The following is a 26,286-nucleotide window of genomic DNA, read 5'->3' as shown; positions in this document are numbered from 1 at the left end:
CCTGTGCCCCAGCCGCGCATCCACACCAGCGAGTACCCGCCGGTCGAGACCCCGACGACGCCGATCTGGCAGACCGTGCTGGCCGGCGCCGCCGGCCGCGGCGACCACCCCGCGCTGGTCGACGGGATCACCGGTCAGACGGTCACGTACGCGCAGCTGGCGCGGATGGTGGAGCGGATGGCCGCCGGCTTCGCCGAGATCGGCGTGAAGCCCGGCGACGTCGTCGCGCTGCACAGCCCCAACACCGTGCTCTACCCGGTCGTCTTCTACGCGGCCAGCCGGGCCGGCGCCACGGTCACCACGCTGTCGGCGCTGGCCACCGCCAAGGACATGGCCGGCCAGCTCGCCGACTCCGGCGCGACGCTGGTGGTCACCGTCGGCGCGCTGCTGCCGGTGGCGCTGGAGGCGGCCGGCGAGCGGCCGGTGTGGACCTGCGACCGGGTGGAGGGCCACCCCAGCGTGCAGGACCTGCTCGCCGCCACCGGCCCGGTGCCCGACGTGGCCGTCGACCCGGCCGAGGACGTCGCCGTCCTGCCCTACTCCTCCGGGACGACGGCGCTGCCCAAGGGCGTGATGCTCACCCACGCCAGCATCGGGGTGAACCTGGCGCAGATCGACCGGCTGCACACCATGGGGCCGGAGGACCGGATCGTCGCCGTCCTGCCCTTCTTCCACATCTACGGCATGACCGTGCTGATGAACGTCGCCCTCCGCAAGGGCGCCACCGTGGTGGTGCTGCCCCGGTTCGACCTCGCGCAGTTCCTCGACGTCATGGAGGGGCACCGCATCACCCGCGCCTACGTGGCCCCGCCGGTCGTGCTGGCGCTGGCCAAGCACCCGGCCGTCGAGGGCCGCGACTTCTCGGCGCTGACCTTCCTCCTGTCGGCCGCGGCCCCCCTGGACGCCGAGCTCGCGCGGGCGTGCGCCGACCGGCTGGGCTGCGAGATCGGCCAGGCCTACGGCATGACCGAGCTCTCACCCGGCACGCACCTGGTGCCCGACGGCACCGCGCGCTCGGCCCCGCCCGGGACGGTCGGCAAGCTCTTCCCCTCCACCGAGGCGCGGCTGGTCTCGGTGGAGACCGGTGAGGACGTCGGCCCCGGCGAGGAGGGCGAGATCTGGATCCGCGGGCCGCAGCGCATGAAGGGCTACTTCGGCCGGCCGGAGGAGACCGACACGCTCATCGACGCCGACGGCTGGCTGCACACCGGCGACATCGGCGTCGTCGACGAGGACGGCTGGTGGTTCGTCGTCGACCGCGTCAAGGAGCTGATCAAGTACAAGGGCTACCAGGTGGCCCCGGCCGAGCTCGAGGCCGTGCTGCTGTCCAGCCCCGACGTCGCCGACGCCGCGGTCATCGGCGTCTACGACGAGAAGGGCGACGAGGTGCCCAAGGCGTTCGTCGTCCGGGCGCCGGGTAGCACGGCCGGGGAGGAGGACCTCCTGGCGTACGTGGCCGAGCACACCGCGCCGTACAAGCGGGTGCGCCGGGTGGAGTTCATCGACGCGGTGCCCAAGGCGGCCAGCGGCAAGATCCTGCGCCGCGAGCTGCGGGCGCGGGAGCGGCAGACCGCCGGTCAGGCCTGACCCGGGGTGTCGGCGCCCTCGCCGACGTCCTCGCCCTCGGCGGGCTGCTGCGGGTGCGGCGTGCGGGAGTCGACCTCGCGGCCGGGGTCGACGTCGCCCTCGGCCGGCTCGCTGGTGTGCGGAGTGCGCTCGGGATCGGTCATGCGCGTCCTGTGCCCGCCGGTGACCTCGCGAAACGGGCTCGCGGGCGGGCCGGTCGGGGGCGGGGCGTCAGCCCCGGTCGTCGTCCTCGGCCTGGTCGGGGGTCGCCCCGAGGCCGGACCGGCGGGCCCACAGCGGCAGCGCGTACCAGGTGGCGGCGCCCACCAGCGCGGTGAACCCGCCACCGGCCACCCCCGCCCACCGGCCCAGGACGACGTCGAGGATCAGCAGGACGCCGGCGCTGATTGCCACCACCAGCAGGCCGAGACCGGTCATCAGCAGCCGGTCGGCGACGTGCACGAGCGCCGCCTTCTGCCGGCGGCGGAACACCAGCCGGTGGAACGACACCGGCGCGATGAGCACGATCGTGGCCAGCGCCGTCGACAGCAGGGTCAGCGTGTAGACGCCGATCTGGAAGCCGTCGAGCTCGGTGAACCGGGAGGTGAAGGCCAGGCCGAGCAGGAAGGCGAAGAGCACCTGCACGCCGGTGATCGCGACGCGGAGCTCCTGCAGCAGCTCGGCGAGGTTGCGGTCGAGCAGCTGGTCGACCGTCTCGCCGCGCGAGCGCGCCCTGGACTCGGCCGCCGCCGGACCGAAGCGGTCGCGGCGCGACCCCAGCTCGACCGCCGGTTTCCCGCGCACGGCTCGGAGGTACCCGGCAGGCGCCGCCGACACCCGGGAGTCCCCATGGCGCACACCGACGCCGACGCCGTCCGCCGCGACTTCGCCGAGGCGGTCACCATGACCGCCGGTGAGCTCGAGCGGTGGCTGGAGACCGACGAGTCGCAGGAGGTCGGCCAGAAGGACGGCTCCGGGGAGTCCACCGGGCACGCGTCCGGACGGCGGATCGTCGAGCTCCTGCGCACGAAGGAGGCCGACCTCACCGACGGCGACCTCGCGCACATGCGCGAGGTCCACGGCTACGTGCAGCGCCACCTCGCGCAGCGCCCGGCGAAGGAGGACGTCGAGACCTCGCGGTGGCGGTACTCCCTGATGAACTGGGGGCACGACCCCTTGAAGAAGGCGTGAGGAGCACCCTGCGCCGGAACGACCCGGCCCAGTACGACGAGCTGGCCCACCACTGGTGGCGGCCGACCGGGGAGTTCGCCGCCCTGCACTGGCTGGCCGCCTCCCGCGCGGAGCACATCCCGCTCGCGCCCGGCCCCGACGCCCTGCTGGTCGACCTCGCCTGCGGCGGCGGCCTGATGGCCCCGCACGCGCGGCGCCTGGGCTACCGGCACGTGGGCGTCGACATCGGCCACCGCGCCCTGCAGATCGCCCGCGAGCACGGCGTGCTGCCGGTGCGCGGCTCCGTCCACGCCGTGCCCCTGCCCGACGGCTGCGCCGACGTCGTCGTCGCCGGGGAGGTGCTCGAGCACGTCGCCGACCACGCCGGCGTGCTCGCCGAGTGCGCCCGCCTGCTCCGCCCCGGCGGCACGCTGGTCCTCGACGCCCTGGCCGCCACCCGGCTGTCGGTCCTGGTGAACGTGCGGATCCTCGAGCACCTGCCCGGCGGGCCGCCCCGCGGGCTGCACGACCCGGCCCTGTTCGTCGACCGGCGGCGGCTGCTCGAGGCCGCCGACCGGCTGGGGCTCGAGCTGCGCCTGGTGGGGCTCCGGCCGTCGATGCGCGAGGCGATCGCCTGGAAGCTCGGCCGCCGGGAGCTGGTCCGGATGAAGCCGATCCGGTCGACCGCCGTCGTCTTCGCAGGTTACGGGCGCAAGCGGTGAAGGAGCGCAGGCGCGGGGGCGCACGTACCGTCGATCCGGTGAGGCGGGAGCAGCGGTGAACGCGGCGGTGCTGACCGGCGCGGGCTCGGCCCTGCCGGCGACCCTCGGCCAGGACGCGGTCTGGGACGGGTTCTTCGCCGCGCACTACGCGGGGGTGCGCGCGGCCCGGCGGATCTTCGCCTCCGCGGGGGTGCGCACGCGGCACGCGGTGGCCAACCCGGTCGACGAGGACCTCAGCGGCTGGAGCACCGGCGCGCGGATGGCCCGCTACGTCGAGGAGGCGCTGCCGCTCGGCAAGCAGGCGGTGGCCGGCGCCCTCGACGCGGCCGGCCTGGCGCCCGACGACGTCGGCCTGTTCGCCGTCGCCACCTGCACCGGGTACGCCACGCCCGGCCTCGACATCCGCCTGGCCAGCGACCTCGGCATGCCCGCCGGGCTGCAGCGGCTGCTCGTCGGGCACATGGGCTGCTACGCCGCGCTGCCCGGGCTGTCCGCCGTCGGCGACTTCGTGGCGGCCCGCGGCCGGCCCGCGGTCCTGCTGTGCTGCGAGCTGACCAGCCTGCACGTCCAGCCGGCGCAGCCGGACCTGGAGCAGGTGGTGGCGCACGCCCTCTTCTCCGACGCCGCGGCAGCCGTCGTCGTCGAGCCCGGTGCGGGGCGCGGCCGGCAGCTGGCCGGGGTGGTCGCGCGCACCGATCCGTCGACCGCCGACCACATGACGTGGGACGTCACCGACCTGGGCTTCCGCATGGGGCTGTCCCCGCGGGTGCCCGACGTGCTCGCCCGGCACGTCGGCGACGTCGTCGACGAGCTGCTCACCGGCGCGGGCCTGCGGGCCGAGGACGTCGCCGGGTGGGCCGTGCACCCCGGCGGCCCGCGCATCCTCGACGTCGTCCGCGACCAGCTGGGCCTGCGGGAGAGCGACCTGGCCGCGTCGCGCCGCGTGCTGGCCGAGCACGGCAACTGCTCCTCGGCCACGGTGCTGCTGGTCCTGGAGGAGCTGGCCGACGTCGACGGCCCCGTGGTGGCGATGGCCTTCGGGCCCGGCCTCACGCTGTACGCGGCCCTGCTGCTGCCCGCGCGGGAGGGCCAGAAGTGCCCGAGCAGGGTCGTTCGCCCCTACGCTTGAGACCGGCAGGTTCCGGCTCCTCCGGAAGGGGGCGGGGCACGTGCAACGGAGCACTGCGCCGGTGCGGGTCTTCCTCGTCGACGACCACGAGATCGTCCGACGAGGGGTCGCCGAGGTCCTCGAGGAGGACCCCGGCATCACCGTCGCGGGGGAGGCGGGGTCGGTCGCCGAGGCGCTGGCCCGGGTGCCCGCCGTCCGCCCCGACGTCGTCGTCGTGGACATGCGCCTGCCCGACGGCACCGGGGCCGAGGTGTGCCGCCAGCTGCGCGCCCGGGTGCCGGGCCTGCGGACCCTCGTGCTGACCAGCTACGCCGACCAGGAGGCGCTGGCCGCCGCCGTGCGGGCCGGCGCGTCCGGCTACCTGCTCAAGCAGGTGCGCGGGCCGGCGCTGGTGTCGGCGATCCGCACGGTGGCGGCGGGCGGCACGCTGTTCGACCCCGGCGCGGGGCCGCCCCGCAGCGCCCCGCCGCGCCGGCCGGCCGACGGGCGCAGCCGGCTGGCCCAGCTCACCGACCAGGAGCGCACGGTGCTGCGGCTGATCGGCGAGGGGCTGACCAACCGGCAGATCGGCGACCGGATGGGCCTGGCCGAGAAGACGGTGAAGAACTACACCAGCCACCTGCTGGCCAAGCTGGGGCTGGAGCGGCGCACGCAGGCGGCGATCCTCGCCACCGAGCTGCGCGACCGCCCGCAGGGCTGACGCCGCTCAGGGGCGGGGGACCCACCAGCGGACCTCGGTGCCGGCCGGGCTCGAGGAGACGGTCAGCCCGCCGCCGCGGCGCTGCGCGCGGTCGGCGAGGTTGGCCAGGCCGCTGCGCGCGAGCACCGGCGGCAGGCCGCGGCCGTCGTCGGTCACCACGACGTTCACGTCGTCGTCGACGTCGGCGGCGACCGTCACCCGGCCGGCGCCGGAGTGCCGGACGACGTTGGTGACCAGCTCGCGGACGACGGCGACCAGGTCGGGCACGAGGTCGCGGGGCAGCGAGTCGAGCTCGCCGCGCAGCCGCAGGTCACGGCGCAGCGGCCGGCCCTCGGTGATGCCGCGGACCACCTCCGCCAGCTGCCGGCGCACGGTGGCCGCCGCGTCGTCGTCCTCCTGGAGCTCGAAGATCGCCGCCCGGATCTCGGCGATCGTGGCCTCCAGCTCGTCGATGCTGCGGCCCAGCCGGGAGGCGAGGCCCGGCTGGCTGGCCTCGAGGGCGCGGCTGAGCCGGTCCAGGCTCAGCACGGTGGCGAAGATCCGCTGGACCACGTGGTCGTGCAGATCGCGGGCGATCCGGTCGCGGTCGGCCTGCACCTGCAGCCGCCGCTCCCGGCGCTGGCTGCGGGCCAGCTCGAGGGCGAGGGCGGCCCGGGTCACGAAGGCGACGATCGGGTGGTGCGGGTCCATCTCGAACGGCTCGCGGCCGCGGCGCCGCATCGCCACGACCATCCCGAGCCCGGGTGGCTCGCCGAACGGCACCATGAACCCCGGCCCGAGCCGGCGGGTGATCTCCACGGCCACGTCGGCGTGCCCGCCCAGCACGGGGTCGGCGCTCACGTCCTCGATGGCCTTGGGCACCCGGGAGCGGTAGACCTCGCCGACGTGCGTGGCGTCGAGGGGGATGCGGACGCCCTCGAGGTCGGCCGCTTCCTCGCCCGCGGCGGCCGCGACCCGCAGGCAGCCGCCGTCCTCGCCGTCGGGCACCAGCACGCCGGCGACGTCGGCCGCCGCCAGCACCCGCACCCGGTCGGCGACGTCGTGCAGCACGTCCTCCGGCTCGGCGCCGGAGAGCAGCCGGGTGGCCACCTCGGTGCCGGCCTGGAACCAGTTGCGCCCCCGCTCGGCCTGCTCGGCCAGGCGGGCGTTGCCGATGGCCAGGCCGGCCACCGCCGCGAGCGCCTGCACCACCTCGACGTCGGCGGCGGTGAACGGCTCCCCGCCGTGCTTCTGGGTCAGGTAGAGGTTGCCGAACACCGCGCCGCCCACGTGCACCGGGACGACGAGGAAGGGGTTGTGCGCCGGGTGGCCGGGGACGAAGCCGAGCTCGGCCGGGTCCTGGCCGAAGTCGGCCCAGGTGACGATGCGGGGCTCCTCGACCAGCAGCCGCATGACCTGGCCGGTGGGCAGGCGCCGGATGCGCTCGGCCTCCTGCGGGTCCGAGCCGACGACCACCAGCCGGTCCAGCCGTGAGCCGTCGCGGGTGAGCACGCCGAGCGCGCCGTACGCCGCGCCCACGCGCTCGACCGCGGAGCGGACGACGTCGTGGAGGGTCGTCTCCAGGCGGCCGCTCGCCGCGGTGGCCAGGACGGCGGCGGGGAGGACGGGGGGTTCCGCTCCCGCGGCGGGCGCCGGGAGGTCGGGCGGGGGCACGGCCCGACGGTAGGAGCCCCCCGGCGGTTCGGGAAGCGGTCGGCGGACGGTCGGGTCAGGCGCCACGCGCCAGTCGACGGGCCGGTGGCCGCGGGACGGCCTGCCGCAGCAGCGTCTTGGTCTCTGGTCCGACCACCACCAGGTCGGCGCCGTGCGCCGCGGCGCTCAGCGCCTCGAAGACGGTGCGGTCCAGCACGGAGGTGCGGGCCCGGCCGTGCACGCCGGTCTCGGCGATGGCGCGCAGCACCTGGGCCTCCACGCGCTCCAGGGCGGCGGCGTGGTCGCGGCGGGGGACCCGGCCGCCCAGCGGTGGCTCGGCGTCGTCCAGGACGCTGATGGCGACGACGGTGCCCTCGCGCCGCGCGGCCTCGCGGAGGGCCCACACGAGCGCGCCCTGGCTGGCGGCCGTGCCGTCGACCTCGACGAGCAGCCGGGGGGTCTGGCGGCGGGGGAGCAGCGGGCGCAGGCGGAGGGGTTCCACGCCGTCACGGCGTGCCGGCGTGTCACCGGTGGAGGGTTCGGAGGGCGCAGGCGGCTGCTCGTGCCCGGAGGGGAGCCGTCGGTCCTCGTTCATGCCCCGAATCGTCGCGGCCGGTCCACGCGGCTGACAGGGCACAAGGACCCAGCAGCGTCGAGACCGTGACGCTCCGGAACGGCTCCGACGCCGATCGGTGGCGAGCCATGACGCGACGCGCCGTCGCCCTCACGGTGGGTGTCCGCCGCCTGGCGGGCCCGCGGCCGGGAGCCGCGATGGCCCCCGGGACGACGATGCCGCGGGCACCTCCGGCGAGGTGCCGGGGCGGGTGCGAGCGGGTGAGGGGGATCGAGGGCGTGTCCCGAAGCGGCCCGCTCCGAGACACGAGGAACCGGGCGACGCGAAGCAGTTTGCGCATCTCTTGCGGATCCGTGGTGATGGGCGTGCGGCTGGGGCCCGAAGTTCGTCGCTGTCGGCGGGAAGACCTGCCGTGGCTACCCGGACTGGAGCACCCTGATGACGAGCAGCACCCGCACTCGCAGCACGGCCCGGAAGGTCCTGGGCTCGCTGTCGGCCGTCGGGGTCGCGGCGGCCGTGGCGGGGCTGGGCACCTTCGGCACCTTCACCGACAGCACCTCCGTGGACACCGCCGTGCAGGCCGGAACGCTGTCGATCGACCTGGGCGCACCCGGCGGCATCCCGCGCACCATCCCCGTGAGCACGAGCGGCTTCGTGCCCGGGGACTCGCTCACCCGGGCGATCAACCTGGAGAACGACGGGAACGTGGCGCTGTCCTCGATCAACCTCGCCACCACCGCCGCTGGACCGGCCAACGCCCTGACGACCGACCCGGTCAACGGTCTGCAGCTGACCCTGCAGCAGTGCTCGCGCGCCTGGACCAGGGGCGGGACCACCGAGTTGCCGACCTACACCTGCGCCGGCACGCAGCAGACCCTGTACGCCGGACCGGTGATCAGCACGGCCGCGCTGCCCGTCGCGAAGTCCCTGAGCCCCGGCGGCGAGGACAACATGATCTTCACGCTCTCGTTGCCGGCCACGGCCGCGAACGAGATGGAGGGACTCACCGCCACGGTGAACCTCGCGTTCACCGCCGTGCAGGTCGCCGGCACCGCCCGCTGATCCCGCCCACGCGCCTCGAGGCCGCCCCCAGGGGCGAGAGCTGCACGCGGGCGTCCCAGGAGCGGTCCGGCCCTCCGCGCTGCCGAGCTGCTACGCACCCCGGTCCAGCGCCGTCGAGGGCGATCCCCCTCACGCGGGTTCGTCGTGAGGCGTCTCGTGCCGCATCTCGGTGACGACGCCACCGCTCACGCGCGCAGACCCGCCCAGCGCGGCGTCGCTGCAGCGAGGCGGAGCGACTCCTCGTCCTGCCCTCCATGCCCTTCGCGTGTCCGTGTGGCGGTCGATCACGGGGAGGTCAGAGGGGTGGTCCAGCGGGTGACGACGAGGGGCCCCCCGGAGGCGTCTCCGAGGGGCCCTGTGGCGCTGACCGGGCTTTCGCCAGAGCGGGTGAGGGGAATCGAACCCCCACTGTCAGCTTGGGAAGCTGATGTTCTGCCATTGAACTACACCCGCGGGTGCTGCCGAGAGTACCCGGCGGCGGGGCCGGAGCGGCACCCACCCACCCCCGTGGGGGCTACCGCCGCATCTCGGCGAGGAAGCCGGTCGCCTCCGAGCGCAGCCGCTCGGCCATGGCCGACAGCCCGGTGGTGTCCGTGCCGTCCGGGCCGAGGGACGCCGAGCCGTCGACCGCCGCGGCGATGCCGTCGACCAGGCCGTCCATCTCGCCGACCGTCGCGCCCACGGTCTGCATGGCGGCGGCGACGTCCTCGCAGGCCTGGCGGATCTGCTCGACCTGCGCGGTGACCCGCTCGGTGGACCTCGCCGTCTGGTCGGCCAGGTCCTTGACCTCGGAGGCGACCACCGCGAACCCCTTGCCGGCCTCGCCGGCGCGGGCCGCCTCGATCGTCGCGTTGAGCGCCAGCAGCCGCGTCTGCGCCGCGACGCTGTCGATCATCGCGATGATCTCCTTGATCTCGGTCGACGACCGGGTCAGCGACGCGATGGTCCGCCGGGCGCGCTCCACCTCCGCCGTCGTCGCGTCCGCCGCCGACGTCAGCCCGGAGGCCGAGGCGGACAGCTCCGTCGACGCGGTCGCCACCTGCTCCGACATCGCCAGGACGACGGACTCGAACTCGTCGGCCAGCCGCAGCCGGGAGGTCTGGGCGTCGGTGACCGCGGCCGCGGTCTCCCGCATCGCGTCACGGGCGGCGTTGATGTTCGCCGCGCCGTACCGGAACGCGCCCTGCAGGCCGGTGAGCAGCAGCCGGCGGTGGTAGCGGCCCTCGGCCGCCGAGGTCAGGGCGGCGTCGGCCTCGCGGACGAAGGCGTCGGAGACGTCCAGCGCCCGGTTCACGGCGTCCCCCAGCGCGGTGAGCTCCGGGATCTCCGCGGAGCCGGGGACCGGGCGGCAGCGCGCCTCGAGGTCGCCGCGGGCGGCGGCCTCGCAGTCGCGCGTCAGCCGGCGGACGAAGGCCCGGTAGACCTCCAGCTCGGCCGCCTCGTCCCGGCGCTCGCCGTCCCGGGGGCGCAGCCGCGGCATCTCAGGCCTCCTCGTCGTTGACGATCGACCAGATGAGGTCCTCGTAGGACGGCGCCCGCTCGGCGATCACCCGCTCCAGCAGGCGGGAGGACGCCTCGACGGCCGCCCGGCCGTTCGGGTGCCTGCGCTCCTCGGCGAGCAGCTGCTCGTAGACCGGCCGCACGCGCGCGACGGCGCGGGGGGAGGGCAGCCGGCGGTTGGAGTGGTAGCCGACGACCGCGCCGCCCGGGCCGAAGGACGGCGTCACGTGCGCCAGCACCCAGTAGTGCGCGCCGTCGGCCGCGAGGTTGTTGATGTAGGCGAAGACCTCCTGCCGCGCGCCCAGGGTGTCCCAGAGCAGCTTGAAGACCGCCCTGGGCATCCCGGGGTGGCGGATCAGGTTGTGCGGCTGCCCCACCACCTCGTCGAGCCGGTAGCCGCTGACCCGGAGGAAGACGTCGTTGGCGTAGGTGATCACCCCGCGCGGATCGGTCTTCGAGACGATGAGCTCGTCGGCGCCGAAGGTCCGCTCCACGCCGGAGGGGGTCGCGCTCCGCCGTCCCGTCCGGGGCTTCACCGGGGCGGCGAGGGTGTCCGGCACGCGCGATCCTCCGAGGTCCGTCCGACTGCGTCCGACTCCTCATCGGCAGGCGGTCGCGCGCCACGCACCCGAGCGGCGGGAAACGGGACGAAGGTCCCACCGGGCCCGCCGGTCACCCGGCCGCCACCGGCGGCGGACGGCCGCGCCGGGACGGCGTGCGAGACTGCGCGCCATGCTGCTGTCCGACCGCGACATCACCGCGGCGATCGCCGAGGGCCGGCTCGGCATCGACCCCTACGACAAGGCGATGGTGCAGCCGTCCAGCATCGACGTCCGCCTGGACCGGTTCTTCCGGGTCTTCAACAACGCCCGGTACACCCACATCGACCCCGCGGTGCAGCAGGACGACCTCACCACGCTGGTCGAGCCCGAGGGCGACGAGCCGTTCGTGCTGCACCCCGGCGAGTTCGTGCTCGGCTCGACGCTGGAGGTCGTGAGCATCCCCGACGACCTGGCGGCGCGGCTCGAGGGGAAGTCGAGCCTCGGCCGCCTCGGCCTGCTGACCCACTCCACGGCGGGCTTCGTCGACCCGGGGTTCTCCGGGCACATCACGCTCGAGCTGTCGAACGTCGCGAACCTGCCGATCACGCTGTGGCCGGGGATGAAGATCGGCCAGCTCTGCCTGTTCCGCCTCACCACACCGGCCGAGCACCCCTACGGCTCGCCGGTGTACGGGTCGCGCTACCAGGACCAGCGCGGCCCGACGCCGTCGCGGTCGTTCCGCAACTTCACCCGCGCCGAGACGCGTCGTCCGGCTCCCTGAGGTGCACCGGCGCCTCGGCGCCGGCCACCTCCACGCACTCCTCCTGCCGGCCGGCCGGCGACCAGCCCGGTACGCGGGTCTCCACCTCGTCGTCGACGTAGCGCTGCCGGGTGACCACCCAGCCGGAGACGCCGAGGACGACGACGCCGGCCAGGACGAGGACGAACATGCCGGTGTAGCCGCCGGTGACCCCGCGCAGCACGCCGACGAGCAGCGGCCCGACACCGGCGAGCAGGTACCCCCACCCCTGCGTCACGGTCGACAGCGCGGCCGTCGTCTCGGGGGTGCGGGCGCGCAGGCCGATCAGCGTCAGCACCATCGAGAACGTGCCGAGCCCCAGGGCGAGCACCAGCATCCACAGCAGGGCCGCCGCGCGCGGGGCGGCCCACAGGCCGGTCCAGCCCACCACGTAGCAGACCAGGAAGAAGACCAGCAGCGGCCGCTGCAGCCGCGGGCGCACCGTGAGCACGGGCACGATCGCGTTGAGCGGGATGGTGACCACCGTGTTGACCGCCAGCAGCAGGCCGGCGGTGCCGGGGGACAGCCCGTTGTCGCGCAGGTACTGCGGCGCCCACCCGACGATCACGTAGGCCTCCATGGCCTGGATGCCGAAGAACAGCGCCATGGCCAGCGCCAGCCGGCTGCTCGCCAGCGGGCGCATCCGCACCGTGGTGTGCGAGCCGCGGGTCACGCCGGGCCGGGCCGGCACGAGCAGCCACGGCAGCGCCGAGACCACGGCCAGCACCGCCCACATGCCCAGCGCCCAGCGCCAGCCGTCCGCGCCGGTGCGGGCGACCACCTGCTGGGGGAGCAGCGCCGCCAGCCCGCCGCCGACGCTCAGCGCGGCGCCGTAGGCGCCCACCAGCAGGCCGGTGCGGGTGGGGAAGTACCGCTTGACCAGGCTGGGCAGCAGCACGTTGCCGAGCGCGCCGCCGGTCATGGCCAGCACCGTGCCGACCAGGAACAGCCAGAAGGAGTCGGCCGCGGCGCGCAGCACCAGCCCCGCGGCCATCGCGAGCAGCCCGCCGGCCAGCACGTGCGAGTCGCGGTAGCGCGCCGACAGCGGGGGGCCGGCGAAGCCGAGCGCGGCGAAGCACAGCAGCGGCATCGTGGTGATCACCCCGGCCAGGCCGCTGGAGATGCCGAGGCCCCGCTCCAGCTCCTCCAGGACCGGCCCCACGCTGTTCACCGCCGTGCGGAGGTTGAGCCCGGTCAGGACGATGGCGACGGCGATCAGCAGCAGGCCGCGCGGCCGGGCCTCGTCCCGGATCGCGACGGTCGGGGACGGGGCGGTGGAACTCACCGGAGGATTCTCCGCCAACGGTCCCGGTGCCCCGCCGCCGGGCTCAGCCCACCCGTTCCAGGTGCGGCACGGCCCGCGGGACGCGGCGCCAGAGCGCCTTCTGCAGCAGCAGCGTGGCGGTCGCGGCGACCAGGATCCCGGCCAGGTTGATGCCCAGCTGGGTGGCCGCCCGCCCGAACTCCGCGCCGCCGCCCAGGGCCAGGCTGATGGCCATGTCCGCCGCCGCCGGGACGGTGGTGACGGAGATGAAGACGCCCACCAGCGCCCCGCTCTTGGCCGACGTCAGCGACAGCACGCCGGCGACCCCCGCCAGCACGGCGACCACGACCGACCACCGGTCGGGCGCGGTGATGAACCCGGTCTCGGGGCGCTCCTGGGTGAGCACCTCCGTGCCGAACCAGCCCAGCGCCCGGCCGGCGAGGACGGCGAGAGTGGTGAGCGCGATCGCGACGGCGAAGCCCACGGCGAGGGACGCCACGGCCCGCCGGGCGATCGACCGCCGTCCGTGCACCACGGCGACGGCGAGCGCGGCGAGGGGGCCGAACTCCGGGCCGAGCACCATGGCGCCGATCGTCAGGACGGCCGAGTCGTTGATGATCGCGACGGCGGCCAGCAGCGTCGCGATGGTGAGGAAGGCCAGGTAGGAGACCGACAGCGCGGCGTCGGTGTCGGTCGTGCGCACGACCTGCTCCCAGACGACCGCGTCGGATCCCTCGCCCGGCGCGGCCTCCTCCGCCTCCTCCGCGCGGCGGGAGACCGCGGCGTCGACGGCCTCCATGGTGATGCCGCCGTCCCGGTCGACGCCCAGCGCGCGCAGCTCGGCGATGAGCGCGTCGGCCGACTCCCGGGCGACGTCGGCCATGACCAGGTCGCCGGCCGGGAACTCGGCCGCACCCGGGAACACGGCGAGGTGCGCGGTGCCCGGCGAGCGCGCGAAGAGCTCGCGCACGTCGTCGGTGCGGTCGGAGGGCACGGTGACGCGCAGGTGCAGCAGCACGCGACGTTCTTACCGGGTGCCGGTCACCGTCACGGTCACGGCGGTGACCTCCCGGGCGGTGCCGTCGGCGGCCACCTCCAGCAGCGCGAGCTCGTGCGGGCCGTCGCCGGCCGGTGCGGCGATCACCAGGGTGGGGGAGAGGCACTGCCGCAGCTCCAGCGCGGGCCCGGCCGGTGTCTCGGTGTAGCCGACCACGCTGCCGGCGTCCCCGCGGACCGGTTCGCCGTCCAGCGTGACCACGTAGGAGGTGTCGTCGGGCCCGGTGAGCCGGAACCGCAGGGCGGAGCCGGCGGGCACGCTGCTCGACGCGACGGCGATCGCGGGGGTGGTGCAGTCGGCGGTGACCGGGACGTCGTCCTGGCCCCGGGCGACGAGGGCGAGCACGGCCATCACCGCGGCGGCGACGGCGAGCACCAGCCAGTGCCGGCCCCGCCTCGGTCCACCGCTGCCGGCGTCGGGGTCGGCCAGCGTGCGGGTGTCGTTGATGTCCCGCGCCATGCGCAGGCGGTGGCGGCGGTTGGCGGCCTCGAGCTCCGGGTCGGTACGACCACGGACGCCGCCGAAGATGAAGCTCATCTCGCGGCGGCGTCCGTGGTCATGCGTCCAGTGTGGACCAGGTCAGGCCTGCGCCCCGTGCTCGGTCGCGGCCGAACCGGTGCCGGCGACGTCGTCGGCCTCGGCGCCGACCTTCGCGCCCTCCTCGGTGCCGGGCGCGCCGACCGGGGCCATCGACCGCAGCAGGATCTGGCTGACGTCGAGCACCTCGACGTGCTCGCCGGCCTCGCCGGCCTGCTGCTTGCTGTTGACGGCGTCGCTCAGCATCGTGATGCAGAACGGGCAGGCGGTGGAGATGACGTCGGGATCCAGCGCGAGCGCCTCCTCGGTGCGCTCGACGTTGATCCGCTTGCCGATCTTCTCCTCCATCCACATGCGCGCGCCGCCGGCGCCGCAGCAGAACCCGCGGTCCTTGCAGCGGTGCATCTCCTGGGTGGTGAGGCCCTGCACGGAGCCGAGGATCTCCCGCGGCGGCGTGTAGACCTTGTTGTGCCGGCCCAGGAAGCACGGGTCGTGGTAGGTGATCTTGCGGTCGACCGGCGTGACCGGGGTCAGCCGGCCCTCCTCGACCAGCTGGCTGAGCAGCTGCGTGTGGTGCACGACCTCGTACTCGCCGCCGACCTGCGGGTACTCGCGGCCCAGCGAGTTGAAGCAGTGCGGGCAGGTCGTGACGATCTTGCGCATGCCCGGCACGCGGCCCTCGAAGACGCCGTTGAGGGTCTCGACGTTCTCCTGCGCGAGCATCTGGAAGACGAACTCGTTGCCCATGCGGCGGGCCGGGTCGCCGGAGCAGGTCTCGCCGTCACCGAGGACGGCGAACTCGACCCCGGCCATGTGCAGCAGCTCGGCGACCGCCTTCGTCGTCCGCTTGGCGCGGTCGTCGATGGCGCCGGCGCAGCCGACCCAGAACAGGTACTCGATGTCGTAGTCCAGCGGGCCGTCGGCGACCTTGACCTCGAAGTCGAGGTCCTTCATCCAGTCGTTGCGGACGCCGGCCTGCGCGCCCCACGGGTTGCCGCGGTTCTCGAGGTTGCGCAGCATCACGCCGGCCTCGGACGGGAAGTTGGACTCGATGAGCACCTGGTAGCGGCGCATGTCGTCGATGTGGTCGATGTGCTCGATGTCGACCGGGCACTGCTCGACGCAGGCGCCGCAGTTGGTGCAGCTCCACAGGACGTCGGGGTCGATGACCCCGCCCTCCTCGAGGGTGCCGACCAGCGGGCGGTGGTACTGCGCGTCGTTGGTGCCCGGGATGCGGGCGTAGCCCGATGTCCAGACCTGCTCGTCGCTGGGCTCGAGCACCGAGTACTCGGAGAAGTCGGGCGCGTTGTCGGACGCCTTCGTCGCGCCGGTGAGGTACGGGGCCTTCGCGTAGAGGTGGTCCCGCAGGTCCATGATCACCATCTTCGGCGACAGGGGCTTGCCGGTGTTCCACGCCGGGCACTGGCTCTGGCACCGCCCGCACTCGGTGCAGGTGGTGAAGTCGAGCATCCCCTTCCAGGTGAAGTCCTCGATCTTGCCGCGACCGAAGACGTCGTCCTCGCCGGGGTCCTCGAAGTCGATCGGCTTGCCGTTGCTGGTCATGGGCAGCAGCGGGCCGAGCGCGGGGGCGCCGGCGGTGGGGTTGCGCTTGAAGTAGATGTTGAAGAACGCGCTGAACCGGTGCCAGGCGACGCCCATGTTCAGGATCCGCGAGACCACCATCAGCCAGGTCAGCGAGACGACGATCTTGACGAACGCGATGACGCTGACCAGGTCCGGGTTGGCCGGGAACAGGTTCGCCAGCGCGCTGGAGATCGGGTGCTCCCACGCCGGCTCATCGTCCAGCCCGCTGGCGATCGCCGCGGCGCGGATGCTCAGGATGCACAGGCCCACGACCAGGACGACGGCCTCGACGAAGTAGCCCCGGCCCTCGTTGGAGCCGGCGAAGCGGCTGGCGCGGCCCTGGCGGCGCGGGTGGTCGCGCTGCCGGATGGCGATCAGCACCAGGATGCCGAGCACCGTGCCGGTGCCGATGAGGTCGACGAACCAGTTCCACAGGAAGAAGTCGCCGATCAGGGGCAGGTGCCAGGCCGGGTCGAACACCTCGCCGAAGGCCTGCACCAGCGTGAGGAACAGGCCGTAGAAGCCGACGAAGACGAACCAGTGCGCCACGCCGATGGTCGACCACTTGAGCATCCGGGTGTGGCCCAGGCTCTCGATGGCCAGCGCCTTGATGCGCTCGGCGAAGGGACCCTTCCGGCTGTCGTCCGGCTGGCCGGTGCGGATGATCCTGATCATGGCCCGGACCGCCCGGGTGGCGTAGACCACCGAGACGATCAGGAAGATGACGCTGATCGTCCCGAGGACGATCTGCAGCGGGCCGGTCATTGCTCTCCCTACTCCCCCGCGGACGCGGCACGGACGCCGTTGCCCGCACCAGCGCACGATAGCTGGCCGCCCGAGAGGTTACTCGCCGGTAACTTCAAGGGCCACGATCAGCTCACCTGAGCCCGGTACGTCCTCCCTCGCGCTGCACCACGAGGGAGGAGTCGTCGTGGTGAGGGAGGACGGCGCAGTCCACAGATCTGCCCGAACGCGTCCCGCGGCTGTCGGCGGCGGACAGGCTCGGCGGATGCTCCCCGAACTCGCAGCTGCGGCCGGTCGGCGCATGGGCGTCTTCACCGCTCAGGAGGCCCGGCGCGCCGGTTACCGGCCGGACGAGATCAGCGCGGCGCTGCGCGCTCGGCAGTGGCGGTCGCTCCGCCGCGGCGTCTACATCGAGACCCGGCGCTGGGTCGCCGCATCGGCGGATGCGCGGTCCCGCCACCTGGTCGAGTGCGCGGCCGTGCTCGCCGCCCTCGCTCCCGGGCCGGTCTTGAGCCACGAGTCCGCCGCCCGCCTCCACGGGCTGGTCGTGCCGCGACGTGTCGACGGAACGGTCCGCCTGACCGATCGCGGCGCGTGGCGCACCGGTCGGGGCTACCGGATCTCGCCGGCCTCGTTGCCGCCGGGCGACGTCCTCCGGGGGCGGCCGTTCGACGTCACCACGGTCGCGCGCACGCTGGTCGACTGCGCGCGGGAGTGGCCCCTCTGGGACTCGGTCGTCGCCATGGACGCAGCCATCCAGCTCGGGAAGGTGACGAGGGTGGCTGTGCAGGCAGCCGTTCTCGCCGGCAGCCACTGGGTGGGCATCGGCAACGCCGGGCGGGCGCTCAGCCTGGCGGACGGCCGGGCCGAGTCGCCGCTGGAGACCCGCGCCCGGTTGGCACTTCTCGCGGAAGGGCTCCCCCTCCCGGAGCTCCAGGTCGAGATCCACGACGGCGATCGCTTCGTCGGACGTGTCGACGCCTGGTACGACGACGCGGCGGTGGCCGTCGAACTCGACGGGAAGGTCAAGTACTTCGAGCCGCGCGATGGCCGGACGCCTGCCGAGGTGGCCTGGGACGAGAAGCGGCGCGAGGACGCGCTCCGGGAGCTCGGCATCCGCGTGATCCGGTTGGCCGACGAGGACGTCGGCCTGCTCCGGCGTGAGCTGGCTCCGCGGCTGCAGCGCTTCCTGGCCGCGCCGTTCGCGGGGCCGCGCCGGTTCCGCGCCGTCCGGACCGCCGAGCCCGGCGCGGGACCGACCGAGGCCGCCTGAGCCGATCACGTCGTCCTCCCTCACCGCGACAGGTCCTCCCTCCTGTTGCACCGTGGGGGAGGAGCCCCGGGGATCAGGTGAGCTGATCGTGGCCGAACCGTCGAACGGGGAAATTCGTCGACGGGGTGGGAACACCGGCCGACGAGGTGCCGTTAGGCTGGGCAGGAAAGTTGAGCGCACCAAGCGCAAGGTTGGTGCGCCGGCTACCGAGACAGACCCGGTACCACCCCAGCACACGGAAGAGAGGCCAGCTCCATGGCTCGAGCGGTCGGAATCGACCTCGGCACCACCAACTCCGTCGTGACCGTCCTCGAGGGCGGTGAGCCCACGGTCATCGCCAACTCCGAGGGCTCGCGCACCACCCCGTCGGTCGTGGCCTTCGCCAAGAACGGCGAGGTCCTGGTCGGCCAGTCGGCCAAGAACCAGGCGGTCACCAACGTCGACCGCACCATCCGCAGCGTCAAGCGGCACATGGGCACCGACTGGAAGACCAACGAGATCGACGGCAAGCGCTACACGCCGCAGGAGATCAGCGCGCGCATCCTGCAGAAGCTCAAGCGGGACGCCGAGACCTACCTGGGCGAGCCGGTCACCGACGCCGTCATCACCGTCCCCGCCTACTTCGAGGACGCGCAGCGCCAGGCCACCAAGGAGGCGGGCGAGATCGCGGGCCTCAACGTCCTGCGCATCGTCAACGAGCCGACGGCCGCCGCGCTGGCCTACGGCCTGGACAAGGGCGAGACCGAGCAGACGATCCTCGTCTTCGACCTCGGTGGCGGCACCTTCGACGTCTCCCTGCTCGAGATCGGGGACGGCGTCATCGAGGTGAAGGCCACCGCCGGTGACAACCACCTCGGCGGCGACGACTGGGACGAGCGGGTCGTCAAGCACCTGGTGCAGACCTTCAACGCGTCCAACGGCATCGACCTGTCCAAGGACAAGCTGGCCATGCAGCGGCTCCGCGAGGCCGCCGAGAAGGCCAAGATCGAGCTGTCCGGCGCGCAGTCGACCAACGTCAACCTGCCCTACATCACCGCCGGCGCCGAGGGCCCGCTGCACCTCGACGTCACCATCAGCCGCGCCGAGTTCCAGCGGATGACGCAGGACCTGCTCGAGCGCACCCGCGCGCCGTTCAACCAGGTGATCCGCGACGCCGGCATCTCGGTCGGCCAGATCGACCACGTCGTCCTGGTGGGTGGCTCGACCCGCATGCCGGCCGTCACCGACCTGGTGCGCGAGCTGACCGGCGGCAAGGAGCCCAACAAGGGCGTCAACCCCGACGAGGTCGTCGCCGTGGGCGCCGCCCTGCAGGCCGGCGTCCTCAAGGGCGAGGTCAAGGACGTCCTGCTGCTCGACGTCACCCCGCTGTCCCTGGGCATCGAGACCAAGGGCGGCATCATGACCAAGCTCATCGAGCGCAACACCACGATCCCGACCAAGCGGTCGGAGATCTTCACGACGGCCGACGACAACCAGCCGTCCGTGCAGATCCAGGTCTTCCAGGGCGAGCGCGAGATGGCGGCCTACAACAAGAAGCTCGGCATGTTCGAGCTGACCGGTCTGCCGCCGGCGCCGCGCGGCGTGCCGCAGATCGAGGTCGCCTTCGACATCGACGCCAACGGCATCGTCCACGTCACCGCCAAGGACCTCGGGACGGGCAAGGAGCAGTCGATGACGATCACCGGCGGCTCGGCCCTCCCCAAGGAGGACATCGAGCGGATGATGAAGGACGCCGAGGCGCACGCCGAGGAGGACAAGCGCCGCCGCGAGGAGGCGGAGACCCGCAACCTCGCCGAGTCGCTGCAGTACCAGACCGAGAAGTTCCTGGCGGAGAACGGCGACAAGATCCCCGCCGACAAGAAGGAGGAGCTCGGCGAGGCGCTGACCGAGCTGCGCTCGGCCCTCGGCGGCTCCGACATCAACGCGATCAAGGCCGCGCAGGAGAAGGTCGCGCGGGTCTCGCAGGAGGTCGGCGGGGCGCTCTACGCCCAGCAGGCGGAGGCCGGTGCCGCGGGCGCCGGCGCGGGAACGCCCGGTGACGGTCCGTCGTCCGGTACGACGAGCGGTGGGGACGACGACGTCGTCGACGCCGAGATCGTGGACGACGAGGACACCGACCGCCGATGAGCGAGCCGCAGGGAGGCGAGGAGCCGCGGGTCGTGATCCGCGACAAGCGGCGCATCGACCCGACCAGCGGCGAGGTGCGGGCGCCGGCCGGCGAGCAGCCGGCCGGCGCCGCGCCGGGCCCAGCGCGAGGGGAGCAGATGAGCGAGCAGGAGACGCCGGTGGCGCAGGCCCCGGCGCAGACGGGGGACGGCGACCTCGCCAGGCAGCTGGCGGAGCGCACGGAGGACCTCCAGCGGGTCACCGCCGAGTACGCCAACTACCGGCGCCGGGTCGACCGCGACCGCGCGCTGGTGGCCGACCAGGCGGCCGAGCGCTTCGCGGGGCAGCTGTTCCCGATCGTCGACGACATCCAGCGGGCCCGTGACCACGGGGACCTGGAGGGCCCGTTCAAGGTCGTCGCGGACCGCGTGCTCGGCCTGCTCGACGGGCTCGGCGCCACCGCGTTCGGCACGGTCGGCGACCCGTTCGACCCCTCGCTGCACGAGGCGGTCATGCACGACACGTCGGCCGACGTCGACTACCCCATGGTGTCGACCGTGCTCCGGCAGGGCTACCGCCGGGGCGAGCGCGTGCTGCGCACGGCCATGGTCGCCGTGACCGACCCCGCGGGGCCGGCCGCGGCGGAGGAGGGGTCGAGCACCGGCGAGCCGGGCGGCCCGGCGTCCGAGTAAGGCAGAGAGGGGGCGTCCGATGAGCACCCGGGACTTCATCGAGAAGGACTACTACGCCGCGCTGGGCGTCCCGAAGGACGCCGACGCCGCGACGATCAAGAAGGCCTACCGCAAGCTGGCCCGCGACCTGCACCCGGACAAGAACCCGGACAACGCGCAGGCCGAGGCCCGCTTCAAGGAGGTCTCCGAGGCCTACGACGTCCTCTCCGACGACAAGCGGCGCGCCGAGTACGACGAGGCGCGCCGCTTGTTCGGGGCGGGCGCGGGGGCCGGGGGCAACCCGTTCGGCGGCTTCGGCGGCGGCGGGGGCGGGTTCCCCGGCGGCGGCGGGAGCACCCCGTTCGACCTGGGCGACCTGCTCGGCCAGGCCGGCGCCGGCCGGGCGGGTGGCCTGGGCGACCTGTTCGGCGGGCTGTTCGGCGGCGGGGGATCGGGCAGTGCCCGGGCCCGCAGCCAGGCGGCCTCCGGCCCCGCCCGGGGCCAGGACGTCGAGACCGAGGCGACCCTCTCCTTCGAGGAGGCGGTCCTCGGTGTGACCGTGCCGCTGCGCATGCAGAGCCCCGGCTCCTGCCCCACCTGCTCGGGCACGGGCGCCCGGCCGGGCACGTCGCCGCAGACCTGCCCGGTCTGCCAGGGCGCCGGGGTCACCAGCCGCAGCCAGGGCGCGTTCGCGTTCTCCGAGCCGTGCCGCAACTGCCGCGGCACCGGCACGGTGATCGAGGACCCGTGCCCCACCTGCTCGGGCAGCGGGATCACCTCGCAGACCCGCACGATCACGGTGCGGATCCCGGCGGGGGTCAAGGACGGCCAGCGGATCCGGCTGCCCGGCAAGGGCGCCCCCGGCCGGCGCGGGGGCACGCCCGGTGACCTGTTCGTCGTCGTCCACGTGACCGACCACGACCTGTTCGGCCGCAAGGGCGACGACCTGACGCTGACCGTGCCGATCAGCTTCGCCGAGGCGGCGCTCGGCACGACGCTGACCGTGCCCACCCTCGACGGCACCGTCTCGCTCAAGGTGCCGGCCGGCACCGCGAACGGCCGCACGCTGCGGGTGCGGGGGCGCGGGGTCCCCGGCAAGGGGCGCTCCGGGGACCTCCTGGTCACCCTCGAGGTCGCCGTGCCGGCCAAGCTGTCCCCGGCCCAGCGCAAGGCGGTCGAGGAGCTGGCCGAGGAGCTCGACGAGGACCCGCGGCCGCAGATCACGGCCGCGGTGCGCAACGGAGGTGCCCGGTGAGCGCGCCGCCGAACGGCAGGGAGCCGCAGGACGCCGCCCGCGCGGTCGCCGACGACGCCCCCGTCTTCGTCATCTCGGTCGCGGCGGAACTGGCCGGCATGCACGCGCAGACGCTGCGCCAGTACGACCGTCTCGGTCTGGTCAGCCCCGGCCGCACCCGCGGCGGCGGGCGTCGCTACAGCCCGCGCGACGTCGCCCTCCTCCGGGAGGTCCAGCGCCTCTCGCAGGAGGACGGTGTCAATCTGGCCGGCATCAAGCGCATCATCGAGCTCGAGTCACGCGTGGAGGCGTTGCAGGCCCGGGTGCACGAGCTGCTCGAGGAGCTCGAGATGTCGGAGCAACGACGGATGGCCGCCGAGTCCGCGCTGCGGGCGGGCTACGGCTACGGCGGTGAGCTGGTGCCGATGCGCCCGGCGACCAACGCCCTGGTCGTCTGGCGGCCGAGGGAGGACCGGTGAACACCAAGTCGCACGAGGCCTTCGTCCGCCTGGAGCGGGAGATCGGCCTGCTGCTGCGCCGGTCGCGCGCGATCCAGGCGCGCCTGGCCGGGGAGCTGCACCCCGACCTGGACGGCGCCTCGTACGGGCTGCTGGCCCTGCTGCAGGACTCCGGTCCGCTGCGGGCCAGCGACCTGGTCAACCGGCTGGGGCTGGACAAGAGCACGGTGAGCCGGCAGGTCGCCGGGCTCGTGGCGCTCGGCCTGGTCGACCGCGCCGCGGACCCGGAGGACGGCCGGGCGCAGGTGCTCACCCCCTCCGCCGAGGGCGCGACCCGGCTGGCCCGCATCCGCGAGGCCCGGCGCGCCCGGTGGGAGGCCGACCTGTCCGACTGGCCGGCCAGCGACGTCGCCACCCTGGCCGAGCTGCTCGGCCGGCTCAACCGCCTCGGCGAGGCCCGCGAGGCGCACGAGGCACGCCAGGCCCAACCGAGCGCCTAGCCAGGCACCCCGTCCGACGCCCGGACCGCACGAGCGGTCCGGGCGTCGTCGTGTCCGGGGGCGGGAACACGCGGGCAGACGGCGTGGTTGCTTACGACAACCAACCAGATGTATGGTTGCGGTCTGCATCTAGTCCTCCTCCCGGGAACGCCCATGTCCGTCACGCCCGCGACCTGCGAGCGGATCACCTCGTGCCTGTCGCAGCTGGTCCGCACCGGCCGGCACCTGGCCGGCCGGCCCGGCCGGCTCCCCGGCGAGCTGCCGTCCTTCGGCACCGCGCTGCTCGTGCCGCTCGAGCGCGAGGGCGCGCTGCGCCTCAGCGCCCTGGCGCAGCACGCCGGCGTGGACCCGTCCGTGGCCAGCCGGCAGATCGCCGTGCTGGAGCGGGCCGGGCACGTGGAGCGTCGGCCCGACCCGCACGACGGCCGGGCCAGCCTGCTCAGCCTCACGCCGGCCGGAGCCGCCGCGCTGGCCGCCACGCGCGCCGAGCGGGCCCACTGGGCCGTGGGCGCCCTGGCCGACTGGGAGGAGACGGACGCCCAGCGGCTCGGCGAGCTGCTGGAGCGGCTGACCGCCGACCTCGAGGCCGCGACGACCGCCACCGGCCGATCCGCCGACACCGTCCTGCCGGCGCCGGCCGGCTCCCTCTTCCCCACCCCTCAGGAGAACCGTTGAGCACCACCCTCGACAGCCCGGTCGTCGCCCGCCGGACGGCGGCGGACCTGCCGCCGGTCGAGCAGCAGGGGCGGATGACGCACCGCCAGATCCTGGAGGCCCTCTCCGGGATGATGCTGGCGATGTTCGTGGCGTTCCTGTCCTCGACCGTCGTCTCGAACGCCCTGCCGACGATCATCACCGACCTGCGCGGCAGCCAGGGCCAGTACACGTGGGTCGTCACCGCGACGCTGCTCGCCTCGACGGCCTCGACGCCGATCTGGGGCAAGCTGGCCGACCTGTTCAGCAAGAAGCTGCTCATCCAGATCTCGATCGTCGTCTTCATCGCCGGCTCGATGCTGGCCGGTCTCGCCGGGTCCGTCGAGACGCTCATCGCCTGGCGCGTCCTGCAGGGCCTGGGCCTGGGCGGCCTGCAGTCGCTGGTGCAGATCGCGATGGCGGCCATGATCAGCCCGCGCGAGCGCGGGCGGTACTCCGGCCTGCTGGGCAGCACGATGGCCGTGGCCACCGTCGGCGGCCCGCTGCTCGGCGGCGTGCTGGTCGACACCAGCTGGCTGGGCTGGCGCTGGTGCTTCTACGTCGGCGTCCCCTTCGCCGTCGTCGCGCTGGTGCTGCTGCAGCGGACGCTGCACCTGCCGGTGACCAGGCGGAAGGTGACCATCGACTACCTGGGCGCGGCCTTCCTGACCGCCGGGGTCTCCGGGCTGCTGATCTGGGTCACGCTGGCCGGCGAGAGCTTCGCCTGGCTCTCGGCCGAGACGGCGTGGTTCGTCGGCGGCAGCCTGCTGGCGATCGTGGCGTTCCTGGTCACCGAGCTGCGCGCCGCCGAGCCGATCGTGCCCCTGCGGCTGTTCCGCGACCGGACGACGGCGCTGGCCGTCCTCGCCAGCATGGCGGTGGGCGTGGCGATGTTCGGCTCGTCGGTCTTCCTGGGCCAGTACCTGCAGGTCTCCCGCGGCTACTCGCCGACGGCGGCCGGCCTGCTCACCGTGCCCATGGTCGGCGGCATGCTGCTGAGCTCCACCGTCTCGGGTGTCCTCATCACCCGCCACGGCCGGTGGAAGCGGTACCTGGTGGCCGGCTCGGCCCTCGTGGTGAGCGGGTTCGCGCTGCTGTCGTCCCTCGACCACGAGACGTCGATGGTGCTGCTCGGCGCCTTCCTCTTCGTGCTGGGCGTCGGCATCGGCATGACGATGCAGAACCTCGTGCTCGCCGTGCAGAACACCGTGGCCGCCGCCGACCTGGGCGCGGCGAGCAGCGCGGTGGCGTTCTTCCGCAGCCTCGGCGGCACGATCGGCGTCTCGGTGCTGGGCGCGGTGCTCAGCGCGCGGGTCGGCGACCTCATCCGCGAGGGCGTGGCCACCAACCCCGCGGCCGCGGCCGCCGCGTCGCGGTCGGGCGGCGGCTCGGGTGGCATCGGCCTGGCCGACCTCGCCGACGCCCCGCCGGCGCTGCAGGCCCTCATCCGCGTCGCCTACGGCGACGCGACCGGCCGGATCTTCCTGGTCTCGGCGGTCGTGACCGTGGTCGCCGTCGTCGCGATCCTGTTCATCCGCGAGGTGGCGCTGAGCACGCAGAACGGCGAGGAGCGGCTGGCGACCGAGGACACCGTCGCCGCCTGAGCCGTACCGCTGCTACAGGCGCAGGAGGCTGTGCGCACGGTTCTGGGACTCCAGACGTGTGCACAGCCTCCCGTGCCCGAGGGGCGAGCTGTCCGGGGCTGCTAGCCCTCCAGGGCGGCGTCGAGGGTGATGTCGACGGCGGCGAGCGCCTTGCTCACCGGGCAGCCGACCTTCGCGGCCTGGGCCGCCTTGTCGAAGCCGTCGGCGTCGAGCCCGTCGACCTCGGCCCGCACCGTCAGCTTGATGCCGGTGATCGTCGCGCCGTCCTGCAGGCCGAGCGTGACGTCGGCGGTCACCTCGAGGGACTGCGGCGTGCCGCCGGCCTTGGCGATCTCGTTGGACAGGGCCATCGAGAAGCAGGCGGAGTGCGCCGCGGCGATGAGCTCCTCGGGGCTGGTGGAGCCGCCGGCCTCGTCGGCGGTGCGCTTGGGCCAGCTCACGTCGAAGGTGCCGAGCTTCGAGCTGGACAGCTCGACCTGACCGGAGCCCTCCTGGAGCGTGCCGTTCCAGGCGGTGCGAGCGGAGCGGGTGGGCATGCGTCCTCCAGTGGTCACGGCCGACCCCCTGCTGGACCGGCGCGTCGTGCCTACCCTCCCAGGTTCCGCGCCACCCCGATCAGCAGACGGCGTCGCCCCTGCTGACCCGCTCGACGAGCAGGCGCAGGCGCTCCTTGAGGTCGTCGAACTCGCTGGTGTCGAAGCCGATCGCGCCGATCATCGCCTCGGAGATCGGCAGCGCCTTCTCGCGCAGCGCGCGGCCGGCGTCGGTCAGCGCGATGCTCACCGACCGCTCGTCCTCGACCCGGCGGTGACGGGTGACCAGGCCGGCCGCGGTGAGCCGCTTGAGCAGCGGCGAGAGGGTGCCGCTGTCGAGGGCGAGCTTGGTGCCGAGCTGGCCGACCGTCTGGTTGTCGTCCTCCCAGAGCAGCATCATGACCAGGTACTGCGGATACGTCAGCCCGAGCTCGTCGAGCATCGGGCGGTAGCGCGCGGTGACCGCGCGGGAGGCGGCGTAGAGCGCGAAGCACAGCTGGTCGTCGAGGACCACGCTCGGAGCCGGCAGGCGGTTCATGCCCCGATCGTACGGGCAGGTGCGTAGCGCGTGATCACCTCGCGCGCCAGAGACCTCCGGCCGGCACGCGGAGCGCCCCTCGGCCTGGCCCCGC

At 74.1% G+C, this 26,286-nt stretch carries 27 protein-coding genes and 1 tRNA gene; 15 read left to right on the top strand and 13 right to left on the bottom strand.

What is annotated here, in order from left to right:
* The first annotated feature begins 3 nt into the window (after positions 1 to 3).
* The gene (locus ACI78S_RS03385; protein WP_456970791.1) at positions 4 to 1,587 is read left to right on the top strand and encodes an AMP-binding protein; all 1,584 of its coding nucleotides are present in this window, start codon (positions 4 to 6) and stop codon (positions 1,585 to 1,587) included.
* Here the strand turns inward: ACI78S_RS03385 and ACI78S_RS03380 are convergent.
* Both ACI78S_RS03380 and ACI78S_RS03375 read right to left on the bottom strand, forming a co-directional pair.
* Positions 1,578 to 1,730: a hypothetical protein gene (locus tag ACI78S_RS03380; protein WP_456970790.1), complete on the bottom strand. Its 153-nt coding sequence runs from the start codon at positions 1,728 to 1,730 to the stop codon at positions 1,578 to 1,580. The genes ACI78S_RS03385 and ACI78S_RS03380 overlap by 10 nt on opposite strands.
* A gap of 67 nt (positions 1,731 to 1,797) precedes the next feature.
* Positions 1,798 to 2,370 (bottom strand): DUF6328 family protein, encoded by a 573-nt coding sequence (locus ACI78S_RS03375; RefSeq protein ID WP_456970789.1) that lies wholly within the window; start codon positions 2,368 to 2,370, stop codon positions 1,798 to 1,800.
* Positions 2,371 to 2,415: 45 nt separating this feature from the next.
* Between ACI78S_RS03375 and ACI78S_RS03370 the strand changes: the two genes are divergently transcribed.
* The 4 genes from ACI78S_RS03370 to ACI78S_RS03355 are packed head-to-tail and all read left to right on the top strand — an operon-like array spanning position 2,416 to position 5,287.
* Positions 2,416 to 2,757 (top strand): DUF3140 domain-containing protein, encoded by a 342-nt coding sequence (locus ACI78S_RS03370; protein WP_456970788.1) that lies wholly within the window; start codon positions 2,416 to 2,418, stop codon positions 2,755 to 2,757.
* Positions 2,754 to 3,458, top strand: a complete 705-nt coding sequence (locus tag ACI78S_RS03365) for a methyltransferase domain-containing protein (protein ID WP_456970787.1) — start codon at positions 2,754 to 2,756, stop codon at positions 3,456 to 3,458. Before ACI78S_RS03370 ends, ACI78S_RS03365 begins: the two co-directional genes overlap by 4 nt.
* A gap of 55 nt (positions 3,459 to 3,513) precedes the next feature.
* Positions 3,514 to 4,587, top strand: coding sequence for a type III polyketide synthase (locus ACI78S_RS03360; protein ID WP_456970786.1), 1,074 nt, complete (start codon positions 3,514 to 3,516; stop codon positions 4,585 to 4,587).
* A 40-nt stretch (positions 4,588 to 4,627) separates the two neighbouring features.
* The gene (locus ACI78S_RS03355; RefSeq protein ID WP_456970785.1) at positions 4,628 to 5,287 is read left to right on the top strand and encodes a response regulator; all 660 of its coding nucleotides are present in this window, start codon (positions 4,628 to 4,630) and stop codon (positions 5,285 to 5,287) included.
* 6 nt (positions 5,288 to 5,293) lie between these two features.
* Here the strand turns inward: ACI78S_RS03355 and ACI78S_RS03350 are convergent, their stop codons facing one another.
* Positions 5,294 to 6,940, bottom strand: coding sequence for a GAF domain-containing protein (locus ACI78S_RS03350; RefSeq protein WP_456970784.1), 1,647 nt, complete (start codon positions 6,938 to 6,940; stop codon positions 5,294 to 5,296).
* Positions 6,941 to 6,995: 55 nt separating this feature from the next.
* On the bottom strand, positions 6,996 to 7,421 hold the full coding sequence (locus tag ACI78S_RS03345) for a universal stress protein (RefSeq protein WP_456970783.1): 426 nt from the start codon (positions 7,419 to 7,421) through the stop codon (positions 6,996 to 6,998).
* Between the two features lie 510 nt (positions 7,422 to 7,931).
* On the opposite strand from ACI78S_RS03345, the gene ACI78S_RS03340 reads away from it, so the two are divergent.
* Positions 7,932 to 8,555 (top strand): TasA family protein, encoded by a 624-nt coding sequence (locus ACI78S_RS03340; RefSeq protein WP_456970782.1) that lies wholly within the window; start codon positions 7,932 to 7,934, stop codon positions 8,553 to 8,555.
* A 382-nt stretch (positions 8,556 to 8,937) separates the two neighbouring features.
* On the opposite strand, the gene ACI78S_RS03335 is transcribed toward ACI78S_RS03340, so the two are convergent.
* From ACI78S_RS03335 to ACI78S_RS03325, 3 genes are all read right to left on the bottom strand, one after another.
* Positions 8,938 to 9,008, bottom strand: a tRNA-Gly gene (locus ACI78S_RS03335).
* 61 nt (positions 9,009 to 9,069) lie between these two features.
* Entirely contained in the window at positions 9,070 to 10,035 is a 966-nt protein-coding gene (locus ACI78S_RS03330; protein WP_456970781.1) for a methyl-accepting chemotaxis protein, read from the bottom strand.
* A 1-nt stretch (position 10,036) separates the two neighbouring features.
* On the bottom strand, positions 10,037 to 10,615 hold the full coding sequence (locus tag ACI78S_RS03325) for a PAS domain-containing protein (protein WP_456970780.1): 579 nt from the start codon (positions 10,613 to 10,615) through the stop codon (positions 10,037 to 10,039).
* Positions 10,616 to 10,787: 172 nt separating this feature from the next.
* Between ACI78S_RS03325 and dcd the strand changes: the two genes are divergently transcribed.
* On the top strand, positions 10,788 to 11,378 hold the full coding sequence (gene dcd, locus ACI78S_RS03320) for a dCTP deaminase (RefSeq protein WP_456970778.1): 591 nt from the start codon (positions 10,788 to 10,790) through the stop codon (positions 11,376 to 11,378).
* On the opposite strand, the gene ACI78S_RS03315 is transcribed toward dcd, so the two are convergent.
* From ACI78S_RS03315 to ACI78S_RS03300, 4 genes are read right to left on the bottom strand one after another with little or no spacing between them, the layout of a single operon-like run.
* Positions 11,344 to 12,681 (bottom strand): CynX/NimT family MFS transporter, encoded by a 1,338-nt coding sequence (locus tag ACI78S_RS03315; RefSeq protein ID WP_456970777.1) that lies wholly within the window; start codon positions 12,679 to 12,681, stop codon positions 11,344 to 11,346. The genes dcd and ACI78S_RS03315 overlap by 35 nt on opposite strands.
* A 43-nt stretch (positions 12,682 to 12,724) precedes the next feature.
* Entirely contained in the window at positions 12,725 to 13,678 is a 954-nt protein-coding gene (locus ACI78S_RS03310; protein ID WP_456970776.1) for a DUF389 domain-containing protein, read from the bottom strand.
* Between the two features lie 9 nt (positions 13,679 to 13,687).
* A complete protein-coding gene (locus ACI78S_RS03305) occupies positions 13,688 to 14,254 on the bottom strand; it encodes a hypothetical protein (protein ID WP_456970775.1) in 567 nt (188 codons plus the stop codon).
* A 42-nt stretch (positions 14,255 to 14,296) separates the two neighbouring features.
* Positions 14,297 to 16,603 carry a (Fe-S)-binding protein gene (locus tag ACI78S_RS03300; RefSeq protein WP_456970774.1) on the bottom strand — a complete coding sequence of 769 codons (2,307 nt, stop codon included), beginning with the start codon at positions 16,601 to 16,603 and terminating at the stop codon, positions 14,297 to 14,299.
* A gap of 169 nt (positions 16,604 to 16,772) precedes the next feature.
* Here ACI78S_RS03300 and ACI78S_RS03295 point away from each other — a divergent pair, with 169 nt between their 5' ends.
* The 8 genes from ACI78S_RS03295 to ACI78S_RS03260 all read left to right on the top strand — a co-directional run bounded on the left by ACI78S_RS03295 (position 16,773) and on the right by ACI78S_RS03260 (position 25,121).
* The gene (locus ACI78S_RS03295; protein ID WP_456970773.1) at positions 16,773 to 17,855 is read left to right on the top strand and encodes a hypothetical protein; all 1,083 of its coding nucleotides are present in this window, start codon (positions 16,773 to 16,775) and stop codon (positions 17,853 to 17,855) included.
* A 255-nt stretch (positions 17,856 to 18,110) separates the two neighbouring features.
* Entirely contained in the window at positions 18,111 to 19,982 is a 1,872-nt protein-coding gene (gene dnaK, locus ACI78S_RS03290; protein WP_456970772.1) for a molecular chaperone DnaK, read from the top strand.
* A complete protein-coding gene (grpE, locus tag ACI78S_RS03285) occupies positions 19,979 to 20,653 on the top strand; it encodes a nucleotide exchange factor GrpE (protein WP_456970771.1) in 675 nt (224 codons plus the stop codon). The genes dnaK and grpE overlap by 4 nt, the downstream gene beginning before the upstream one ends.
* 19 nt (positions 20,654 to 20,672) lie before the next feature.
* Positions 20,673 to 21,887 carry a molecular chaperone DnaJ gene (gene dnaJ / locus ACI78S_RS03280; RefSeq protein ID WP_456970770.1) on the top strand — a complete coding sequence of 405 codons (1,215 nt, stop codon included), beginning with the start codon at positions 20,673 to 20,675 and terminating at the stop codon, positions 21,885 to 21,887.
* Entirely contained in the window at positions 21,884 to 22,345 is a 462-nt protein-coding gene (locus ACI78S_RS03275) for a heat shock protein transcriptional repressor HspR (protein WP_456970769.1), read from the top strand. The genes dnaJ and ACI78S_RS03275 overlap by 4 nt, the downstream gene beginning before the upstream one ends.
* The gene (locus tag ACI78S_RS03270; protein ID WP_456970768.1) at positions 22,342 to 22,824 is read left to right on the top strand and encodes a MarR family winged helix-turn-helix transcriptional regulator; all 483 of its coding nucleotides are present in this window, start codon (positions 22,342 to 22,344) and stop codon (positions 22,822 to 22,824) included. The genes ACI78S_RS03275 and ACI78S_RS03270 overlap by 4 nt, the downstream gene beginning before the upstream one ends.
* Before the next feature lie 153 nt (positions 22,825 to 22,977).
* Entirely contained in the window at positions 22,978 to 23,499 is a 522-nt protein-coding gene (locus ACI78S_RS03265; RefSeq protein ID WP_456970767.1) for a MarR family winged helix-turn-helix transcriptional regulator, read from the top strand.
* Complete coding sequence (locus ACI78S_RS03260) at positions 23,496 to 25,121, top strand: DHA2 family efflux MFS transporter permease subunit (RefSeq protein WP_456970766.1); 1,626 nt, start codon at positions 23,496 to 23,498, stop codon at positions 25,119 to 25,121. The genes ACI78S_RS03265 and ACI78S_RS03260 overlap by 4 nt, the downstream gene beginning before the upstream one ends.
* A gap of 101 nt (positions 25,122 to 25,222) precedes the next feature.
* Here the strand turns inward: ACI78S_RS03260 and ACI78S_RS03255 are convergent, their stop codons facing one another.
* Positions 25,223 to 25,657 carry an OsmC family protein gene (locus tag ACI78S_RS03255; RefSeq protein WP_456970765.1) on the bottom strand — a complete coding sequence of 145 codons (435 nt, stop codon included), beginning with the start codon at positions 25,655 to 25,657 and terminating at the stop codon, positions 25,223 to 25,225.
* 79 nt (positions 25,658 to 25,736) lie between these two features.
* Positions 25,737 to 26,192: a MarR family winged helix-turn-helix transcriptional regulator gene (locus tag ACI78S_RS03250; protein WP_456970764.1), complete on the bottom strand. Its 456-nt coding sequence runs from the start codon at positions 26,190 to 26,192 to the stop codon at positions 25,737 to 25,739.
* Positions 26,193 to 26,286 lie beyond the last annotated feature (94 nt).

This window comes from Geodermatophilus sp. SYSU D00815, from assembly GCF_054050035.1.
Note: the sequence above shows the minus strand (reverse complement) of the source record. Positions and strands in the feature narration are given on the sequence as shown.

Excerpts from the sequence above, each read along its gene's own strand:
- ACI78S_RS03370 (WP_456970788.1), top strand. The coding sequence starts at position 2,416 with ATGGCGCACACCGACGCCGACGCCGTCCGCCGCGACTTCGCCGAGGCG.
- ACI78S_RS03300 (WP_456970774.1), bottom strand. The coding sequence starts at position 16,603 with ATGACCGGCCCGCTGCAGATCGTCCTCGGGACGATCAGCGTCATCTTC.
- grpE (WP_456970771.1), top strand. The coding sequence starts at position 19,979 with ATGAGCGAGCCGCAGGGAGGCGAGGAGCCGCGGGTCGTGATCCGCGAC.
- ACI78S_RS03340 (WP_456970782.1), top strand. The coding sequence starts at position 7,932 with ATGACGAGCAGCACCCGCACTCGCAGCACGGCCCGGAAGGTCCTGGGC.
- dnaJ (WP_456970770.1), top strand. The coding sequence starts at position 20,673 with ATGAGCACCCGGGACTTCATCGAGAAGGACTACTACGCCGCGCTGGGC.
- ACI78S_RS03250 (WP_456970764.1), bottom strand. The coding sequence starts at position 26,192 with ATGAACCGCCTGCCGGCTCCGAGCGTGGTCCTCGACGACCAGCTGTGC.
- dcd (WP_456970778.1), top strand. The coding sequence starts at position 10,788 with ATGCTGCTGTCCGACCGCGACATCACCGCGGCGATCGCCGAGGGCCGG.
- dnaK (WP_456970772.1), top strand. The coding sequence starts at position 18,111 with ATGGCTCGAGCGGTCGGAATCGACCTCGGCACCACCAACTCCGTCGTG.
- ACI78S_RS03305 (WP_456970775.1), bottom strand. The coding sequence starts at position 14,254 with ATGAGCTTCATCTTCGGCGGCGTCCGTGGTCGTACCGACCCGGAGCTC.
- ACI78S_RS03265 (WP_456970767.1), top strand. The coding sequence starts at position 22,978 with ATGTCCGTCACGCCCGCGACCTGCGAGCGGATCACCTCGTGCCTGTCG.
- ACI78S_RS03255 (WP_456970765.1), bottom strand. The coding sequence starts at position 25,657 with ATGCCCACCCGCTCCGCTCGCACCGCCTGGAACGGCACGCTCCAGGAG.
- ACI78S_RS03380 (WP_456970790.1), bottom strand. The coding sequence starts at position 1,730 with ATGACCGATCCCGAGCGCACTCCGCACACCAGCGAGCCGGCCGAGGGC.
- ACI78S_RS03330 (WP_456970781.1), bottom strand. The coding sequence starts at position 10,035 with ATGCCGCGGCTGCGCCCCCGGGACGGCGAGCGCCGGGACGAGGCGGCC.